The organism is Paenibacillus sp. V4I5 (assembly GCF_030817255.1).
GTDB lineage: Bacteria > Bacillota > Bacilli > Paenibacillales > NBRC-103111 > Paenibacillus_E.
The window spans coordinates 6,923,038-6,939,801 of record NZ_JAUSZB010000002.1 but is presented as its reverse complement, the minus strand read 5'-3'; the positions used below and the strand labels follow the sequence as shown (position 1 = coordinate 6,939,801).

General features: G+C 45.2%; 13 protein-coding genes and 1 pseudogene. 2 read left to right on the top strand and 12 right to left on the bottom strand.

All coding sequences use genetic code 11. The annotated features are described in order from the left end of the window. Window positions 1-131 precede the first annotated feature (131 nt). Window positions 132-1,814, bottom strand: a complete 1,683-nt coding sequence (locus QFZ78_RS33510; RefSeq protein ID WP_307553724.1) for an extracellular solute-binding protein — start codon at window positions 1,812-1,814, stop codon at window positions 132-134. 234 nt (window positions 1,815-2,048) lie between these two features. Beyond that, window positions 2,049-4,613 (bottom strand): LamG-like jellyroll fold domain-containing protein, encoded by a 2,565-nt coding sequence (locus QFZ78_RS33505; RefSeq protein WP_307553722.1) that lies wholly within the window; start codon window positions 4,611-4,613, stop codon window positions 2,049-2,051. A gap of 373 nt (window positions 4,614-4,986) precedes the next feature. Between QFZ78_RS33505 and QFZ78_RS33500 the strand changes: the two genes are divergently transcribed. Together QFZ78_RS33500 and QFZ78_RS33495 are read left to right on the top strand one after the other, a co-directional pair. Then, complete coding sequence (locus tag QFZ78_RS33500; protein ID WP_307553720.1) at window positions 4,987-5,877, top strand: AraC family transcriptional regulator; 891 nt, start codon at window positions 4,987-4,989, stop codon at window positions 5,875-5,877. Between the two features lie 123 nt (window positions 5,878-6,000). Further along, window positions 6,001-7,284 carry a glycoside hydrolase family 27 protein gene (locus QFZ78_RS33495; protein ID WP_307553718.1) on the top strand — a complete coding sequence of 428 codons (1,284 nt, stop codon included), beginning with the start codon at window positions 6,001-6,003 and terminating at the stop codon, window positions 7,282-7,284. Window positions 7,285-7,359: 75 nt separating this feature from the next. On the opposite strand, the gene QFZ78_RS38705 is transcribed toward QFZ78_RS33495, so the two are convergent. From QFZ78_RS38705 to QFZ78_RS38700, 10 genes and pseudogenes are all read right to left on the bottom strand, one after another. Continuing rightward, entirely contained in the window at window positions 7,360-7,557 is a 198-nt protein-coding gene (locus QFZ78_RS38705; protein WP_373461086.1) for a glycosyl hydrolase 53 family protein, read from the bottom strand. A gap of 203 nt (window positions 7,558-7,760) precedes the next feature. Next, a complete protein-coding gene (locus tag QFZ78_RS33485; RefSeq protein ID WP_307553715.1) occupies window positions 7,761-9,326 on the bottom strand; it encodes an ABC transporter substrate-binding protein in 1,566 nt (521 codons plus the stop codon). A gap of 62 nt (window positions 9,327-9,388) precedes the next feature. Further along, a complete protein-coding gene (locus QFZ78_RS33480) occupies window positions 9,389-10,270 on the bottom strand; it encodes a carbohydrate ABC transporter permease (RefSeq protein ID WP_307553713.1) in 882 nt (293 codons plus the stop codon). Window positions 10,271-10,303: 33 nt separating this feature from the next. Beyond that, window positions 10,304-11,242, bottom strand: coding sequence for an ABC transporter permease (locus tag QFZ78_RS33475; protein WP_307553711.1), 939 nt, complete (start codon window positions 11,240-11,242; stop codon window positions 10,304-10,306). A gap of 147 nt (window positions 11,243-11,389) precedes the next feature. Continuing rightward, entirely contained in the window at window positions 11,390-13,192 is a 1,803-nt protein-coding gene (locus QFZ78_RS33470) for a sensor histidine kinase (RefSeq protein ID WP_307553709.1), read from the bottom strand. Beyond that, window positions 13,189-13,932 carry a response regulator transcription factor gene (locus tag QFZ78_RS33465; RefSeq protein WP_307553708.1) on the bottom strand — a complete coding sequence of 248 codons (744 nt, stop codon included), beginning with the start codon at window positions 13,930-13,932 and terminating at the stop codon, window positions 13,189-13,191. The genes QFZ78_RS33470 and QFZ78_RS33465 overlap by 4 nt, the downstream gene beginning before the upstream one ends. A 275-nt stretch (window positions 13,933-14,207) precedes the next feature. After that, a complete protein-coding gene (locus QFZ78_RS33460) occupies window positions 14,208-14,555 on the bottom strand; it encodes a P-loop NTPase family protein (RefSeq protein WP_307553706.1) in 348 nt (115 codons plus the stop codon). Between the two features lie 162 nt (window positions 14,556-14,717). After that, entirely contained in the window at window positions 14,718-16,007 is a 1,290-nt protein-coding gene (locus QFZ78_RS33455; RefSeq protein WP_307553704.1) for an alpha-L-fucosidase, read from the bottom strand. 57 nt (window positions 16,008-16,064) lie between these two features. Continuing rightward, window positions 16,065-16,196, bottom strand: a complete 132-nt coding sequence (locus tag QFZ78_RS33450; protein ID WP_307553702.1) for a hypothetical protein — start codon at window positions 16,194-16,196, stop codon at window positions 16,065-16,067. Window positions 16,197-16,486: 290 nt separating this feature from the next. Next, window positions 16,487-16,648: pseudogene (locus QFZ78_RS38700) on the bottom strand (RICIN domain-containing protein); the annotation flags it as partial. Window positions 16,649-16,764: the final 116 nt, after the last annotated feature.

The window sequence follows — 16,764 nt, the reverse complement described above, 5'->3', positions numbered from 1 at the left end:
TCGTGCCCTTTTTGTGCCGCACTCTTCTGTCCTTTCACCATACAAATCGCCGCTCCCGACAGGGCATCCCAGACAATATGACCGCCCGGAAATAAGGGGTAAGCTTCGCTCACCCCTTAGCCTAAAACATATTATTGATTCACTTTTTTATACCAGTCATTTACTTCTTTTTCGATTTGATCCCCGCCTTTACTTTTCCAATCCGTGACGAAAGAATCGTATTTATCCAAAGGCTCTCTTCCGTATATAATTTTGGCGAACGTTTCCAGTTCCATCGTTTTCAGATTGTCGTCTTTATTTCGCTGCGTCTCTGTTGGAGCCCCTATGAAATCTGTTGGCGCATTGCTGTTTCTCAGCTGGTAGTTCAACGCTCCTGCACGAATCTGCTCCTTATCCGCGACAGCTATTCCCCTTTGAGACGTTGTTTCCGGCTTATTTCCTTGATAGATGTAATCCCAGTCTTTAGATCCTTGAAAGGGTATACTAGGCGTATTCCAGAACAAGTTGTACTTGCCTGAACTCGCAGCCTTTTCCATTGGCTTTGGAAACTTTTTCGAATCATACTCCGGTTCGCCGTTTACCATCGCATAGTCATATCCCTCAAAGAAACCATTCTTAAAGTCACCCGTATTGAATTGACTGTCATATATTTTATCCATATAGAGGAAGAAAGCATCCATGTGTTTAAAATCTTTATTGAACATCATGACTTTCCCTTCGTTGATCAAACCGTTATATCGTGCTGTCTTGCCATCCGATCCGACAGGCAGAGGATAGGCTCTAACAAGCGCGTTTGGAACACTCTTTGTCACATCTCCGAGCGGCCATCCGTTTGCCCAGAACGGTGCAGCGATAATCCCCGATTTACCTTGGATAAAGCTTTCCGTTGCTTTCACTTCGTCAAGAGCTGCTAATTCAGGGTCCAAATAACCCTTTCCGTACCATTCGCGCAATTTGCCCAATCCCTCTTTTATACCCGGTTGAATTGAGCCGTATTTAAGTGTGCCGTCAGTCGCTTTTTGCCAAGTTCTTGGAAGAAACTTCCCGGTATATGCGCCGAAGACGAAGCTGCTATCTGACATCCAGTTCGCGAATCCATTCTTTGCCGAAAAACTAAACCCAAATGTATCCTTCTTTCCGTTGCCGTCCGGATCTTGGTTCGTAAAAGCATCCATCACTTTTTCGAACTCTTCGATCGTCGTAGGCGCTTTCAATTTTAATTGATCCAACCAATCCTGCCGGATCCACATGACGGGGTTTGTTCCGTCACCTCCTGAGAAAATAGGCAATCCTAGCAGCTTCCCATCCGCTTTCACTTGGTTTAGCGCGGACTTGTTATCCGAATACAGCTTCTTGATCCTATCCGAAGCGTATTGGTCGAAAGCTTTCTGTATGTCCATCACTTTGCCGGATTGAATGAGGTCAGCAATCAGATTCGGATCTTGAACGATAAATAAATCCGGCAGCTGATTTTGCGAAGTAAGCGATAATCTGATTTTCGTATGGTATGCCGCATTATCCGGCGTGCCCCATAGGTCTTTAATCTCGATGCCCAACTTGTCCTTCGCCCATTTGTTGTGAACATTATCTTGAATTGTTTCACCATTAATGAACGTATAATCGGACCCAACCACACGAGCCGTCGTAATCGTGACAGGCGGTTCGAACTTGCCGTTTACCGCTTTGTTTGCGGTCTCTTGTCCCTTAGTAGGTGAAGGCGAAGGTTGACTCCCCTCATTAGAAGTACAGCCAATTGCAAAGGTACTCATCAGCATTAGACATGCCATCATCGAAGTCCACTTATCTCTCTTCATATATATCCCCTCTCTGCTCTTTTGTTTCAATTTCATAATGTAATCTTAACAAATAGGATTCTTACGCGTATATGCCCAAAAATAAACAATCATAGCCTTGTCGTGAACTGAAATTGCGGATTAACCTACAGATTCACTTTGGGTACGTCTCTCAGTTTAAAACATATATCAATATAAAAAAGAAAAAATCGTACGGATGAACCATACGATTTTTTCTTTTAATAGAATATGCAGTTATTGGTCTGTCTGAGCTAAGTTAGTAACTTGTGAAGGAGTTAGGGCGCCTTCATAAATGCGCAATTCGTCCATTAAGCCCTTGAATGGCGTATCCCACCAGTTGACTCCTAAACTGAAGCTGGCATTGGTAGTAGTAAAAATATTTGAGAAGTTTGTTCCTGTAAACTTTGGAACACCGTTGACATAAACAATAATCGTACCGTTATCAACAGAAAAAGCCAAATGCGTCCACTCGCCAGTTTTGACGGTTAAACCTGTAGGTGCATCATACCATCTTGTACTGCCTGACCAGATCATTGTGTTTCCGCCTGCTGGGCCATTCGGAACAAGGCTTACCCAGTTATTAGGGTCTGCGGCTCCAAAGAAAGTGGTGGTATACATAGTTAATTGTTCAGGTTTTAACCAAAGCGACACAGAGTACTTATTGCTAGAGATTAGTCCATTTGGCAACCGTATACCAGAGGCTCCATTAAACGCTGCAGCTTTACCATTCTTACCGTCAACATAAGTAATTGTTCCGCCTGTATTATCAATTCTGTTCCCAGTTTCAGTTCCCGCACCAAAATTACCTGTAAGATCATTTAGGTCATTTTCAAATGAATATTGCGAAACTAACGCTGCCTCTTGGTAGGGTAGTACAGTAATATGAAAGACTTTTGTGGCTTTTATATCTCCTTTAGAGATGGTAGCAGTAAGAGTAGCATTCACAGGATTAGAACCAGCCTCTGGTCGATTAATTACACCTGTATCAGATACAACGTTAGGATTTGATGACTGCCATGAGATTTGAGTATTTCGAGTACCTTCTGAAGGAAGTGTCAGATTGGAAATGACTTTCTCTATGTCACCAAGATTCAAATCATTTACAACATCGGACACAATTTCTTCATCCGTTTTATCAAGCAGTTTACTTCCCCAAACAGATACACCTTCATTTGACAATGCAGTAAAGCTCATCACATAACTTTCTGAAGTTGGATCCCATTGACGTACGAAAACTCCGTCATAGGTAATGCCATCTACTTTTATTTCTGCTTGGTTATGGCTAGTCTTTTCCCATGTACCAGTCACTTCACCAGAAATCGTATTATCCTTATTTAAACGGATGAATACAGATTTTTTAATTTCTGCACCATAATCTTTTTCTTGGTTAATAAATTTATATTCCCCAATTAGGTCTTGTCTGTTAACCTTCTCAATCGTTTCACCAGCATAGCGGTACGGTGCAACCACTGGCCAGCCATTTTTATTCATGAACATTTGATGAACTCGGACCTCATGAAACTCACCTGTTTGTGGGAATCGGCTATGGAAAACCAAAAACTGCTGCCCTGTTTCAGAATCTAAGAAAACTGAATTATGTCCAGGAGAAAGATAACCTACGCCAATTCCTGTACCAGGATCCCCCACTTTTCTTTCAAATAAGAAGTTACCCATAATTTTATTTCCATAAGGAGAATGATCAACATTGCCGGGTAAAACCGCATCTTGTCCTTTTGCATCTACATAAGGACCATCCGGGCTTGTTGATCGGAATTGTCTCATATTATAGCCGCCGTCAGCGCCTAACCAGCCATACGTTACATATAGATAATAATAGCCAGTATTCTTATCATAGACAACGTAAGGGCCTTCGCCTGATTTAGCATATCCACCTGCAATTTTTGTTCCAAAATACCGATCGACAAGTCGGCCATCAGATGTCGTTCCATCTTCACCTGGATAAATAGCTTTACCTGATCTTTCATCGATTTCAAGGACATATATTCCACCGGACCATGAACCATAAGTCATCCATAGCTTGCCATCCTTGTCATAAAACAAATTAGCATCGATTGCATTTGGAAAAGTTCTATTAGCATAAGATCCATTATTATTAAACCAACTGGAACTTGGACCTTCTAAGGTACCGTTATCAATAAGAGTTTGGATATTTGTATTCGTATATTTCTTATTAACATTACTATTAGCATCATACGCTTCTTCTCTCGTAAATCCGGAATATATAACGGTATCCACATACTTATATGGTCCTTCAATATCTTTAGATACTGCATAACCAATAGCGGAACGGATATAAGTAGATGATGCACTATAATAAATCATATAGGCACCCTTTGATCCGTCCTCATGGATATAGTTTTCATTCCAGAAAACATCTGGAGCCCAAACAGCAAAACCGCCTTTACTATCAGAATCATTTTCACCGGCCCATGCAAAAGAACCAGCTAGATTTTTTGATAAATCACCATATAACTTATTTTCAGGTGTTGTATATCCATTTGTAAAAGTTTTCCAATTTATTAAGTCAGTTGACTTGGCAGCGTCAATATGAGAACCGAACACGTAATAGGTATCCCCATCTTTTACGATTGAGGGATCATGGACAGATACATTTTGAAAATCAGGCGCTTCACCTTGGTAATCAACATGTGGTTTATTACTATTTTCGCTAGGCTGACTCGCGGAATTGTCTGTACCATTACCAAAAGCAGCACTTGGTATCATTAATACAAGCATTAAGAAAACAAGTGTAAATCTTCGCACCAAACTTTTACTCATTTAGATGTTCTCCTCTCTCTTTGAAAAAAAAATAAATACACATCTAATACTCTTTAAAACTATGAATCCCTCCTATTGTCCGATTTACTTGTAGGTCATAAAGCGCTTACAAATTACAGAAAAATTAATAATTAATATAACTATTAATTATTAATAATACTATAAATTAAAGTAATCCTCAAGTATATCCTCATAGGTATATTCTCCTATTTTTGATAATTACCCATTTACTACACATTCTCTCGATTCTATGTATCCAGGAAGTATTCGGGACAATATCAACGATCGATCAATAGATAGTTCTCATGCTACAATTGACGTTAATGACATCAATGACACCATTGATCTCTATACACACAGGAGTTGTTGTTTAATGGTAATCGAAGCTAATGCTAACTATGGCACCTATGGATTCCGTTTCTCGGGATCACCACAGTTAGCCATGTGCAGTCTCTTCGCGGTCGGCCATGAGCGCGTTCATAGTTCTTCTTATTTTTGGGACGGTCTTACGAGGACGGACGGCCCCCTTCTCCTTTTCCAATATACGGTAGAGGGTGAAGGTGTACTCGAATCTGAACAACAAACAGAACAAATAGGTGCTGGAAGAGCCTTTCTCGTTGAAATCCCTGGAGATCACCGGTATTTCTATGCATCCGATACTGAGCCATGGGAGTTCTATTTTTTATTAATTAGGCCAGATCTTATCCTTCCTAATTGGATGGAGGCCAAAAAGAGAATCGGCAGCACACCGCTCCTGCCTTTTGGAAGTTCACCGATCCGACTTTTGCGCGACATCTTCATGGAGGCCAAAGCAGGTCGAATCTCTGATCCGTACTTGGCTTCATCTTATGTCTATCAGTTTATTTCAGAGCTTTGCCGGTATTCGTCTTCCAACCAGCGCAATCGGGAGAGCTGGCCGGAGAAAATCAAATTGGCCGTCATTTACATCGAAAATCATTACGCCAGTATGATCTCTCTAGATATGCTCGCAGAAGATCTGCACATTTCGAAATACCACTTTCTTCGTACATTTGCAGCTGTGGTCGGTATGACCCCTAACGATTATTTAAATCGCATCCGAACGGAACGAGCGATGGAACTTTTACGGCAGACAGACGATAGCATCGAGCATATCGCCCAGCAGATCGGGTATTCTAGCGGCAGTTATTTCATTAAAGTGTTCCGCCGATTAACGAAACTGACACCTGGAGCTTTTCGCTCAGGCCACGAAAGCTTGCTTTATAACCGTCTTTTCTTTAATTAATGAAACAGCAATTTAATACCATAAATCAAATTATATTACTATAGAATTCTCTATTTATGGAGGCTACTATTATATCGAGAAAGCAATTTAATCGATCTAGTAACTTCGAGGAGGAAAAATAGGATGACGAAAGAAGCGTTTGCAGTCACGCCGCCGATGGGATGGAATAGTTGGGATTGCTATGGGGCTGCGGTTAAAGAGGCAGAGATTCGGGGGAATGCCGAATACATGGCCGAACATCTCAAGTCATTCGGTTGGGAATACATAGTTGTCGATATCCAATGGTACGAACCTGGTGCTGTCTCTTCGCTTTACCGTCCTTTTGTTCCACTAGAAATGGATGAATATTCACGGCTTGTTCCCGCAGTCAATCGTTTCCCTTCCGCTGCAGGCGGCATGGGATTTCGGCCGCTTTCCGATTATGTGCACAGTCTTGGTCTTAAGTTCGGAATCCACATCATGCGAGGTATTCCAAGGCAAGCTGTTCATAACAACACACCAATCAAAGGATCTAATGCCACTGCACGCGATATCGCACATACGAACTCCATTTGCCCTTGGAACACGGATATGTACGGTGTCAATGCTACCAAAGAAGGTGCGCAAGCGTATTACGATTCCCTTTTTGAGCTTTACGCAGAGTGGGGCGTCGATTTTATCAAGGTTGATGATATTGGCGCTTCGAGGCTTTATGATACCCACCAGCCAGAAATCCAACTAATCCGCAATGCAATCGACCGCTGTGGAAGACCTATGGTATTGAGCTTATCCCCAGGTCCAGCTCCAGTAGAATATGCAGATTTCTTCGAATCTCAAGCAAACATGTGGCGGGTGACGGATGATTTCTGGGATTTATGGCCGCTTCTACTCGATATGTTTGACCGTTGTTATAAATGGCAAGGACGCCCAGCCCCAGGTAACTGGCCGGATTGCGACATGCTGCCTCTAGGCCATATAGGTATTCGTTCGGTCGATGGTGGTGCAGCTGACAGGTGGACCAGGTTTACTCGCGATGAGCAGTTAACGATGATGACGCTATGGAGCATCTTCCGTTCGCCACTCATGTTTGGCGGTGAACTTCGAGATAACGATGAGTGGACGCATTCACTCCTCACCAATCGCGATGTACTCGCCATGCATCGTAACAGTTCCAAAGCAAGACAAGTTTCTCGAGAGCAGAATAAGATTGTATGGGCAGCGGAGGGAGACCAGGGAGAACACTATGTTGCCCTGTTCAATACGGATGAAACGATAGTCGACATTTCTGTTTCTCTGAGCCAATTTGGCCTCAAAGGGCAAGTCCACGGCAAAGAGTTATGGACAGGGAAAGAGCTCGGCTCCATTCATGACATCCTATCAGCCACTGTTCCACCTCATGGAGTCATTCTTGTACGGTTGGAGAAGTAATGGAGTAAGTTACTCCTAAACGAATAGCCTATTTCCTACTAATCTAAGGAAGTAGGCTATTCCCTTGCTTCGGATTCATGACCCTTTACGCGAAAACTCCCTAAATGCCTTCCAACCTTCCAGCGCATTGCCGTCAAAATCGAATAGTGCCTGATTCTCCCAATTGTTTCCGCCTTTCGGCTTCCTCTCGAAAGTCCGGTGTGAGAACCAGTCCGGTTCCCAATAAAAGACGCCCAGCCCTTTGCCCCCCGGCACATCCACAACGACCGACATACTCTTTCATCAGCTGCAGGCCATCCTTCGGCACTCCTCCGTCGCGGAAACAGCCTCCGTGCTTTTCGATAAACGGCAAATTCGAAACGTCAGCGCCCTTAATAAACATGATACTACCCCTTCCATCCTCGGAATGATCCGTTCCCTCTTGCACTTATTCAGGGTAAAGGTCCTCCCCTTGAGGGGAAGACCTTTACCCTGCTTTATTTGTTGTTCTTTTCCAGGAACGCTTGCATTTGTTTGCGGAATTCCGCCTCAATCTTGTCTAACCCCGCCTTCTTGGCTTGATCCTTGAACTCGGAGATCGTCTTGTCAACGTCTTCCGCCATGCCGAGACTGAGCATCGCCTTATACTTCGTACGAACGGTCGTCAGCGCGGCCATCTCGTTCTTGATATTCGACTCATCGAACACGAACGTTTCTGTAGCCGGATGGACCAATACCGGGTTCCATTTCTTCTCGAACTCGGCTTCGACCGGGTAAGCCCCTTCTTTCGTCCTTTTCAGTTCTTTGTTGCCGAAGCCCCAAGCGCCGCCAGCGATATATTGATCGCCTTCCGGTCCGCTCTTCCACCCTTTGTCGCCAACCGGCTCCCAGTGCTTGCCTTGAATCCCGTACTGGAAAAGATCGAAGTAAGATCTATCGTTCTTCAGCTTGTCGAGCAGCATAAACGCGCGCTCCTTGTTCTTGGACGATGCCGGAACCGCCATGCCGTCATTCGTATACAAGCCTAAACGTTTGATGCTGTCCGGTGTCAGGTCGTAAATTTCAGGCTTCCATTCGGGATGTTCCTTTGCCACTTTGGCGGCGGAATTGTTCACCGTTCCGATATTATGGATGTGCGAAGCCGAGGTACCATTCTCGAACGCGGTGCCCGGCAGCGTCTTATTGGAGAGCGCGTTCCGCGACCAGTATCCTTTATTCGCCCAATCCTTCATCTTCTTTGCAAAAGCAACATAAGCCGGTGAATCCCACGTATAGATCATGTCTTCCATTTTTGGCGTCTTTGTATAGGTATAGCTGAAGTCTCCGGCCGATGTCGCCGGAATGATCTTATTCGCTTGATCCTGAATCAGACCGCGAAATCCATCGTTGTCGGTTGCAGCCGCATAAGGGAAAATGCCCTTCTCATTCTTGACCACAGCGTCAAAATATTTCTCGAGGTCTGCGATGGATTGAAGCGGTGGAATGCCGTGCTTCTCCCGCAGGTCGCCACGGATGACAACCGCCTGCTCTCCGGTATAGGCAGCGGTGTTTTTCGTCACGAAATACATTTTGCCGTTCAGCTTCGTCTGCTCGAACGAAACCTTATCCTGCGTTGCCCACGTTAGCGGCATATATTTCTTGAGGATATCTTCTGTTACTTCAACGAAAGCGCCCTTGGTGGCCTCTTGCACGTAGTACGCCCATAGTGACGTATACATTAGATCGATCGGTTCACCGGAGGAGAGCAGAAGCGAATATTTTTGCGTCCAATCGCTCCAAGGCAAATATTCGATCGTTAATGTCGCGTTCAAGTCCGTCTTGATCTTCTTGTTGAGCTCTTGAAGCACGGTATCGAGCCCGGTTCCTTTCGGCTTGTCGCCAAGCAGAACCATCTTTAGATTCGCCGGTTCCAGTTTGGCCGGTTCTTGCTTCACATCCGTAGACGCCTTAGGCGATTCGACCGGCTTCGTCCCGCCGTCGCTGCTGCAGCCCGCCAGAAGCGACAGCGCAAAAACCGACGCCAGCATCATGCGGCCGACCTTGCTAAACAATAATTTCTTCATGAATGTTGCAACCTCCCTTGGATTCCGCAAGACTAAAGTTTATGGCAACCAGTTTCCTGGGATTACCCTTTGACTGCTCCTATCGTCAACCCTTTGACAAAGTATTTCTGCACGAACGGATACAGGAAGATGATCGGTCCCGTCACGATGACAGTCAACGCCATCTTCATCGACTCGACCGGCATCGTATCGATGACGATTCCGGATTTTTCCATCACGGAGCGAAGCGCCTGCACGCTGGATAAGAGACGGTACAAGAAGTATTGAAGTGTGAACAATTTCTCGTTACTGATAAACAGCATCGTCGTAAACCAATCGTTCCAATAGCCCAGCGCGGTAAATAGCCCGATGGTTGCGACGACCGGCTTCGCGACGGGTAGAACGCAAGAGACAAAGATGCGAAAATCGCCGGCCCCATCGATTTTCGCCGATTCCGTTATTTCGTACGGAATTCCGGCCATAAACCCTTTGACTATCAAAATATGCCAAACCGAAATCAATCCCGGTATGATCAGCGCCATAATCGAGTTTTTGAACCCCAGATACTGTACGCAAAGGATGTACCAAGGAACAAGCCCGCCGCTGAACAGCGTCGTGAAAAACAGAAAGAATGAGACGCCGCCCCGCCAACGGAAATCTCTGCGTTGAATAACATAACCCGTCATGGCGCATAGAAAGACGGAGATGACCGTACCTACGACAGTTACGAAGATCGTTACCATGTATGCGTTAATAATCGCTGTCGGTTCTTTGAGCGCCAGCGCGTAACCCTCCCACGAAAATTCAACCGGAAAGAACGTATATCCGTTCCGAAGAATGTATTCCTCGCTCGTAAATGACGAACCGAGTACTAGCAAAAACGGAATCAGACAAACCAGGGCGAATCCGGTAACCGAAACGTATCCTATCGCATCGAAAATTCTTTTATCCCATGTCTTTCTCATGATCGGTACTCCCTTCTCCCGTACGACTGCTGATTAGAATAACGCGTAGTCTTTCTCCAGCCGCTTGACGATATCGTTCATGAAGATGATCATGATGAAGCACATGATCGACTGGTAGAAGCCTGCCGCTGCGGCCATTCCGATTTCGGACGTTTGTGTCAGGGATCGGAAGACGAACGTATCGATAATGTCGGTCGAATCGCGCAGCAGCCCGTTATCGCCAATGAGCTGGTAGAACAATCCGAAATCTCCACGAAATATGCCGCCCACAGCCAGCAGAACCAGAATGATGATCGTAGGCAGGATACTCGGCAGGGTCACGTAACGAATTCGCTGAAAGATGTTGGCGCCGTCGATTTCGGCCGCCTGATTGATTTCGCCGTCGATTGAAATGATGGAGGCCAAATAAATGACCATGCCGTAACCGACCGTTTTCCAAGCATTAAAGAAGACGAGAATAAACGGCCAGTACGACGGATTATTGTAGACGTCCAGAGGCTTCATCCCAAACCACCCGAGCATCGCATTGAGAGCGCCGTATTCGTAGGTGAACAGGTTATACGCAATGGAACCGACGATGACCCAGGAAATAAAGTATGGAAGAAACATCAACGACTGCGTTACTTTCTTGAAATATTTGCCGGCAATTTCACTAAGGAAGATGGCTAACGTAATTTGCATGAATGTGCCGACGACCAGAAATAGCAAATTATAAATCAGCGTGTTCTTCGTAATCAGGAACGCTTGTCCCGACAAGAACAGAAACTTGAAATTGTCGAGCCCGACCCATGGACTTCCTAGAATTCCGTCGGTGTACCGGTACTGCTTGAACGCCATTACGACCCCGACCATCGGAATATAGGCAAAGACAATGACGTGCAGTAAGGTCGGAAGTAGCATGAACCACATCGTCCTCGTTTTGATTAGATCTTTCATGAACCCGTTTTTTTTCACAGCGGCGGTTTGTTTCATTGTTCTCCCTCCGTTCAAAAGATCCGCTATAAGCAATATACCAACTGTCTGTTATGCTGGATATCGTAATGTTTTTCGTTTTGCAGAACAATATTATTGAAAATGAAAGCGCTTGATCAAAAATCGATCAAGCGCTTTTGCGTGACTTCATCCTGCCTCGGCATCATTGTGCTTGCGGGCGGGTATTTTCAGGGTAACGCAAGTTCCCTCGCCCCTCTCGCTCTCGTAAGACAGCCGATGCGCTTCCCCGTATAGCAATCTAAGTCTCTCATTGATGTTGCGGATTGCGTACTGGCTGCCCTTGTCCCCGTCATGTTTCATGGCGATTTGTTCCAACCGATGGGACGGCATGCCAAGTCCATTGTCGCGAATGACTAGGACTATATAGCCGTGCTCCAGACTTCCTTCGATCGCAATCGTCCCAGTCTTATCCGGCTTTTCCAGAATACCGTGTATAATCGCGTTCTCCACGAGCGGTTGCAGCGTAATTTTGGGAATCATGTAAGGTAGCACACACTCGTCTACCTGAACCTCAAGACGGATACTGTTCAGGAATCGAAAGTTCTGGATCTGCACATAGGAGGAGATATGCCTCAGTTCGTTCTCAATCGTTGAAATATCGCTGCCTTTGTTCAGACTCGATTTGTAGAAGTTTGCCAGCGCGGAAGTGACGGAGGACACTTCCGCGATCCGATTTTTCAAGCTAAGCCAGTTGATCAGGTCCAACGTATTGTATAAAAAATGAGGATTGATTTGCGATTGAAGGGCCTTCAGTTCCGCGCTTTTGAGCTCCTGTCCGAGCGTGTATTGTTCTTCAAGCAGCGTTGTAATCCGTTTTAGCATAAAGTTATAGTTCTCAGTCAGCTCTCCGACCTCATCCTTGCCCCGTCTCAGGTTAACAGGATCCAACCGTCCGTCCTGTATTTGTTTCATCCGCAGCACCAGACGGGATAGACGCCGGGTCACCGAAACGGATAAATACGTGGCAAATGCATACGCGACTGTACTCAGGACGAGAAGTACCATGATGATCTCCGTACGAAGGCCTCCGACTTCCCTGATGATGGAGCTTTCCGGGATGATCGTAATCATCTGCCAATCCGTACCGGGAATCATTCGGGTTAAATAATAAACGGTACCGGTATCAAGCTTGACCGTCGAAACTCCGTTTTTGCCGCTATCTGGCACTGCAGATACGGCATAATCGCGTTCTCCCGCCGTCATTCCATTCGAGCTCGCCACCAGGAGGCCATCCTGGTTGCTTAAATAGGTATAGCTATCCCGAACCGTATTCGCCCTCGCCAGTATGGTGTCGACCATGCCCTTGCTTATATCGATTCGAAATACGCCCAGTATGATTTTGTAATTGCTTTCACTGATCATTTTGCGCCCAAGTGATAAAATATCTGTCGTGTTTTTTTCCGAATCGTTGGTATAGGAAGACGGAAAGCCGACTACCTTCTCGCTGCTGGTCATCAGCTTTTGATACCAATCCGTATTTCGGACGTCTTCGAGGCTGAACATGTTCACATTCTCCTGCGAATAAATCGTCCCGTTCTGTACGTAAAACCGCACTTTCAGAATATCCTCCGGATCGCGATACGAGTCGGCATACCGAGTAAGGTCGTACATATCTTGAATCTGATCGATGATACGGTAATCGGACAAATTTCGCCCCATAATACGCTTGATGGTGGAATCCATTGCTATTTGATCGGATGTCTTGAGCACACGGTACATCTTGTAGGACAAGTATTCATGTGTCTGGTTGAAGCTTTGCTCAGCCGAAAAAATGGTCCGATCGTAGATGATCCTCGTGATTTTTTCATAGGAGTAGTAAGTAAGAGCGGTAAGCGGCAGCAGCAGGAGAAGCAAATAGGACAGCAGCAGCTTCTTCCGCAGCGAGATGTCGTACAGGAACCGGTAGATCATACGGTTGACGGTTTTCATCCCCTGATCTTCTCCTGAAATTCTTGCGGCGTGGAACCGGTTATTTTTTTGAAAATTTTAGTGAAGTAATTACTGTCATGGTAACCTGACTTTAGAGCCACATCCTTGATCTTCATGCGGCTGTCCTTCAACATCTCCATCGCTTTCGCAATCCGGTAACGAACAATGTAACCGCCCACTGTCATTCCCGTTTCTTCTTTAAAAATGACGCAAATATGCGAAGGCGAAAGAAACATATGCCTCGATATTTGATCCAGACTTAATTCGACGTCCTTGTAGCGATCGTGAATAAACGCCAATATATCCGTAACGGCCCTGTTCTGAACATGCACATCATCCGGAAGTACTTTAATCGCCTGACGTCTGTTCTTGCCGCACCTCAACGCAGCTTTCTCGACCTCCGACCGCAATTCGTCAATGTTGATCGGTTTCTCCACATACCCGGAGGCGGATACACGAATGGCTGCTTTGAAATATTCTTTATCCGTATACCCGCTCATAAAAATGATATGGCAATCCGGATAAAGCTCGCGGATCCGATAAGCCAAATCGGTCCCGTTCATGCGGGGCATACGGACATCTGTGAGCAGAATGTCCGGGCGAAGGCGTTCTGCCGCCTCCAGCGCATGTACGCCATCATCCGCCTGTACAACTCGCTCAATTCCAAGCTGCCGCCAAGGAAGATTATCCAGGATGCCTTCTCTCGTAAACCATTCATCGTCGACCAATAACAAGTTCACGCAATTCCCCCCTCTATGATATCCAACATAATGATTGCGCTTTCAAACCAATTTTTGTGAAACTACATGCCTATATTATACCATACTACGATTATGGCATATTTAACGTATATGGCCAGTTCATTTAGCAAACAAACTATCGTTCCTCGTTCGTTAGTTCAATACCAATTAACGGTAAAAGGGGGCACATTTGTGGCAACTACCACGGGAATATAATGCCCTAAGTATAAAAATAACAAACCGGCACTCCATCGGAGTCCCGGTTCCTTTCCCACCTATCCAACCTCACACAATCGCCCATCCCGAAAATGCACAACCCGCATCGCTTGCTGAGCAATCGCCAGATCATGCGTTATCAAAACAATCGTCCTGCCCTGCTCATTCAATCGCTTTAAAATCTCATGCATGACAAGCGGATACCGCTCTTTTTTGCTCATTCCGCGATAAATGAGCGGCAGCTCCACATTTTCATACGCATTTAACCGTGGCAGCAAATTGAAGCTTTGAAAAACAAATCCGATCTTCCGATTCCTTATTTCAGCCAACTGTGCATCCTTCAGCTGATTAATTGCCTTCCCATCCAGTACATACGCCCCATGATCCGCTGCCTTTCGCAACTGCACGATGCCAATCGCCATTTCCGTGTGTCTTAAGATTCGTTGCTAGAAGTAAGTACCGGATGGCCGCCATTTAATTCCAGCCAATGCAACGGATCATTCCCCTTACTTAAGGCAAAGTAGATTTCCTCACCGGCTATACCTGTATCCGTAAAAGATTGATGCCAATCAGTCTGATGTCTCTATAACCAATTGAATGACGGTGTCAATCGGTTCCCATTTTTCTTTAGGTACTTGAATTGAAATCCCTTGCTCATGCTGTACGAAAGGAACCGTGCTTCCGTCAAGCAATTGGCACCGCTCGATTTTTTGCTGAAGCGCCGGTAATAACAGGTTATCAAAAGCAAGCATATCCTGTACATGTAAATAAAGGTTGTTTCCCTTGCTGGTCATGCCATAAATATGATCAACAGGCTGAAGTGGTCCTGGCCGAGTTCCATAAATCGCTTCGCCGTTTTTCCGCATGAACGCACCGATTTGCTTTAATCGCTCTTTTTGGCTTGCAGGTATTTCCCCATCCGGATTAGGGGCAACATTGAGCAGCACATTTCCGCCGCGGACAAAACAATCGATCATTATTTTTATGATTTTCTCGATCGGCAATACCCGTTCTTGAGGCTCATATGACCAATGATAAGCGATTGTGAAATTTTTTTCCCAATCGATTGGAACGATGTCTCCATTAATGTCGTGAGGGCCTTCGTCGCATTGAAAATTGCCAATCCAGCCGGACCGCGGATTAATAACGCATTTCGGCTGATTGCTCCTTACCATTTCATTTAATTGGATCGGTTCCCAGAACCATGCCGCATCTGCATCCGATCCGGAATGTGCCAACCAGCCTCCATCATACCAGAGAATATCGATTGTTCCGTATCGCGTGGTAAGCTCTTCTATCTGCTCATAGGTTTGTCTTTTCATCAGGGCTGCATTTTCTGCCAGCTCCTTCGGTTTGAAATAGCCCGGAAATCTCCAGTCCATGGGCGAATAATACAATCCGGTACGGAGTCCGGCCTTACGAAAGGCGTCCGTATATTCTTTTACAAAGTCGTGTTTTGCAGCGGTATTCATGCTATTGAATTGTCCGTAGCTTCCCGGACTGTCCCATAGCGCAAAGCCGTCATGATGGCGTGTTACCATGACCGAATATCGCATACCTGCTTCTTGCGCCAGGCTCGCCCATTCTTCCGCATTAAATTTTTGCGGTTGAAACTGATCGGCCAGCTTCGCGTATTCTTCTACGGGAATTTTTTCGTTGAACATGGCCCATTCACCACGCCCAAGTATGGAGTAAAGTCCCCAATGGCAGAAAAAACCGAGTTTCGCATCCCGCCACCATTTCATATCTTCATCGCTTAGGTTAAGCCCAGGCGCTTCAATACCGTCCTGGCTTTTAAGCCGAATACTGCTTTTCAACATGGATGCAAGCTCTGCATCATTCAATTTTTTTATGGACATTGTTCAAAACTCCCTTCAAGTATGTGAAAACTTCTATGCATTCGTATATTTGGAGATCTATTCGGTTTGAATATCGATTTCAACGGTAGAAGCGCATTGGTCACCGTTAAAACCGGAAAGCGCTACGAATCGAATATATTTTCCCATCTTACTTCTTGTCGTATTGAAGCCGTCGTTCACCCATTCCATTTCATCCGTTCATGATGCACTCTCCAGTTCTAGTAGTATTTAAAACAAAATTACTTTATACCAATATTATAGAGTACTTATATCACATTAAAAATAACACCTTCCTACAATTTATATAACTAAATTACGTTTATATTTAGAAATCCTTATATGTGTGGATGGTCATCACCAGCAGTTGAAATCGGTTCAATATGAGTAAAATAACAAGACTAAAGAGGCTATCCCCGTTCCAGACGAAAAATGGATAGCCTCTTTATTTTGCTGTCATAAATGCCAAATTGGTTCCTGACTTATTGTTTAATTAATTGCCACTGCTGATTGCCGCCGCCTACAAAACCCCATTGCTTAACCTGGGCATCTTCGGCCAGCGTACCGCCGGTTACCTCCAGCGCTTTCGTGCTATGAGGGGCTTCGATTTTATAGCTGCCGGTACCTAAGTCTGTAATCTTCCACTGCTGATTGTTGCTGCCTAAATAAGTCGGACCCTTCGGTTACCGCATTTCCCAATTACTGATATGATCGTTGAAAGAAATAAGCCCCCAAGCTACAGTTCTATGATTGGGGGCCT

Bases quoted from the DNA above. Each gene is read 5' to 3' on its own strand.
- QFZ78_RS33475 (WP_307553711.1), bottom strand. From the start codon at position 11,242: ATGAAACAAACCGCCGCTGTGAAAAAAAACGGGTTCATGAAAGATCTA.
- QFZ78_RS33450 (WP_307553702.1), bottom strand. From the start codon at position 16,196: ATGGAATGGGTGAACGACGGCTTCAATACGACAAGAAGTAAGATGGGA.
- QFZ78_RS33485 (WP_307553715.1), bottom strand. From the start codon at position 9,326: ATGAAGAAATTATTGTTTAGCAAGGTCGGCCGCATGATGCTGGCGTCG.
- QFZ78_RS33505 (WP_307553722.1), bottom strand. From the start codon at position 4,613: ATGAGTAAAAGTTTGGTGCGAAGATTTACACTTGTTTTCTTAATGCTT.
- QFZ78_RS33500 (WP_307553720.1), top strand. From the start codon at position 4,987: ATGGTAATCGAAGCTAATGCTAACTATGGCACCTATGGATTCCGTTTC.
- QFZ78_RS33470 (WP_307553709.1), bottom strand. From the start codon at position 13,192: ATGAAAACCGTCAACCGTATGATCTACCGGTTCCTGTACGACATCTCG.
- QFZ78_RS33455 (WP_307553704.1), bottom strand. From the start codon at position 16,007: ATGTCCATAAAAAAATTGAATGATGCAGAGCTTGCATCCATGTTGAAA.
- QFZ78_RS33495 (WP_307553718.1), top strand. From the start codon at position 6,001: ATGACGAAAGAAGCGTTTGCAGTCACGCCGCCGATGGGATGGAATAGT.
- QFZ78_RS33510 (WP_307553724.1), bottom strand. From the start codon at position 1,814: ATGAAGAGAGATAAGTGGACTTCGATGATGGCATGTCTAATGCTGATG.
- QFZ78_RS33480 (WP_307553713.1), bottom strand. From the start codon at position 10,270: ATGAGAAAGACATGGGATAAAAGAATTTTCGATGCGATAGGATACGTT.
- QFZ78_RS38705 (WP_373461086.1), bottom strand. From the start codon at position 7,557: ATGTCGGTCGTTGTGGATGTGCCGGGGGGCAAAGGGCTGGGCGTCTTT.